Source organism: Microcoleus sp. T3_D1, assembly GCF_036700405.1.
Lineage (GTDB): Bacteria > Cyanobacteriota > Cyanobacteriia > Cyanobacteriales > Microcoleaceae > Microcoleus.
Genome location: NZ_JAUBOV010000186.1, coordinates 1 through 2,380 on the forward strand (window position 1 = coordinate 1; position 2,380 = coordinate 2,380).

General features: G+C 46.1%; 2 protein-coding genes. Both read right to left on the reverse strand.

The features are described 5' to 3' along the window. Positions 1-229 precede the first annotated feature (229 nt). Positions 230-1,273 carry a protein-glutamate O-methyltransferase CheR gene (locus QT992_RS33245; RefSeq protein WP_333343070.1) on the reverse strand — a complete coding sequence of 348 codons (1,044 nt, stop codon included), beginning with the start codon at positions 1,271-1,273 and terminating at the stop codon, positions 230-232. Continuing rightward, positions 1,270-1,956 (reverse strand): chemotaxis protein CheB, encoded by a 687-nt coding sequence (locus QT992_RS33250; protein WP_333343071.1) that lies wholly within the window; start codon positions 1,954-1,956, stop codon positions 1,270-1,272. Before QT992_RS33250 ends, QT992_RS33245 begins: the two co-directional genes overlap by 4 nt. Between the last annotated feature and the right edge of the window lie 424 nt (positions 1,957-2,380).

The following is a 2,380-nucleotide window of genomic DNA, read 5'->3' on the forward strand; positions in this document are numbered from 1 at the left end:
GAAGTCCTTAAAGCTCGATTTTAACTGGGTTAATTGCATCAGATTTAAGAGTTTTAAGAATTGTTTTATAAAAAAAACTGATGCACAAATATGATTTTCTGTCAACTTAATTTAGATGCGTTTACCCTGAGGGTTATTTAGGGATTATTGCCTTTTTTTTACCGCAGATGAAGGCAGATAAACGCTGATGAACGCAGATAACCACTGCCGATATTTCGATTACGCACGTCTACGGGGATTGCATAATCTCGCTGAGTGTGTTAATCACGACCCCGACAGGGGCATAGTGATTCAAAACAATGCGATCGACCTCTTTCTCCATTTCGATTTCGTCCAATCTTTCCGTCTGCACCGGTGGAGGGTTGACGGCTGTCAGAGGATAGTTGCTAGCATTTAAATCCATGCTGATCCAATGCGATAGCACTTTTTTAGTATAAATTTTATTCTTTTTGTCGAATAGCGCAAACAATTCTGAAGACTCACCAACCGTTTCCGAAGTGCCTAACAGCAAAAAGCCTGCGGGCCGAAGCCCATAGTGGAACATTGGCAGCAGTTTTTTCTGCAACTGGGGGCCCAGATAGATCAGCACGTTCCGACAGGTAATCAAATCCATCCGGGAAAATGGCGGATCGGCGATCGGGTTTTGTCTAGCAAAGACGCAGAGTTCGCGCACCGGCTTAGCGATTTGGTATCCGCCCTCGACTTGGACAAAGAAGCGATGTAGGCGTTCGGCTGAAATATCCGCGACTTGGGCCTGGGTATAAAAGCCAGTGCGGGCGATCGCGATCGCACTTTCGCTGATGTCTGTGGCATAAATCTGAATCGGCAGGTTAGTAGATCGAGCTGCTAAAAACTCTAGCAAGCAAATGGCGATCGAGTAAGCTTCTTCACCCGTGGAACAGCCGGCAATCCAAATTCGGATCGGTGCTTTAGGCGATTTATCTTTGACAATTGCGGGAAAAACATTGGTGCTTAAGGCATCAAAGGTTTCGGGGTCGCGGAAAAAGCTGGTGACATGAATTAAGACATCGTGATACAGCGCCGTTACTTCTGTGGGGGTGTTTTGGAGATATTGGGCATAATCTTCGATCCGTTCCAGCTTGTAGAGCAACATCCGCCGATGTATCCGCCGCTTCAAGGTGGTTTGCTTGTAGTGAGTAAAGTCAACTCCTGTAGCCGCCCGCAGCAAACTGTAGATAATGGCGATCGCATCTTTAATTTCGATCGCATCTTTAATTTCGATCGCATCTTTACTTTCGATCGCATCTGTCACAAGCCGATCGCATCTGTCGAAAGCCGATCGACCATGTAGGGATGACGGGCGATCTCTGCTATCTTCTGGGCAATTTTTTCCGGTGTCGAGATAAAGTCTACCTGACCCGTAGCCGCGGCAGTGTTGGGCATACTGCTAACTTGTGCCGAGTCTTGACATTGGGCAAAAGTAATACCGCCCGCGACCTTAATCGCTTTTAACCCTTGGGCACCATCGCCGTCGCCCCCGGACAAAATGACGCCGATGGCTTTGTTCCCCCGTTCTTCGGCGAGGGACAACAGAAAAGTATCGACGGACATAAATACCCCGCGTCCTCTGCCGCGAGGCGTTAGCTTCAGCACCCCTCGATCGATGGTTATGCTGACATTCGGGGGGATAACGTAGACCTGATTGGGTGCTATGAGCATCCCATCTGTCACCTCATGCACGGGCATCAGGGTCGATCGAGCCAGAATCACACTCAACACACTTTCCTGATGCGGCAACATATGCTGAATTATTATAAACGCCATGCCGGTATCGATCGGCAAATGGCTCAGTAATTGCATAAAGGCTTCCAATCCACCGGCAGAAGCTCCTATTCCGACTACAGGAAATAAGTCGTTTTGATTGTTCTGCTGCTTTCGATCGGCTTTGATACCAGCTTTAGGTTGAGATTTCTTGGAATACTTATTCTGACTCATTTTCTCTACCAGACATATTGCTGGCGGCGTATTATACTTAATATTGCATTTTTTTCATATATATATATCACAATGAATAATAAGTCATCTACCTGCCGAGATTATCTCTACGCGAACTCGGCCGGTGCCCTCAAGCGATTTTAAAATCCTTATTTTGGAGTTCCCCCTTTCCTAGCGGGGGACAAGATTGAAACGGGAAATCAGTTAAAAATTATACTAGATTTTACTGTTAAGAGTGGAGAATCAGTTAACTTTGCAGATTCTGCGATCGGACTATGAAGTCTGACCCCAAAAAAACCATTTCGATCCTATTTTAATAGGATTACTTTCAAAAGACCCCGAAGGGTAGGGGAGCATCTCAGTTTTGTAAAAAGCATTTTTTTTATTGTAGTGCGAGCGTCCCCGCTCGCGTATTGTACAATAC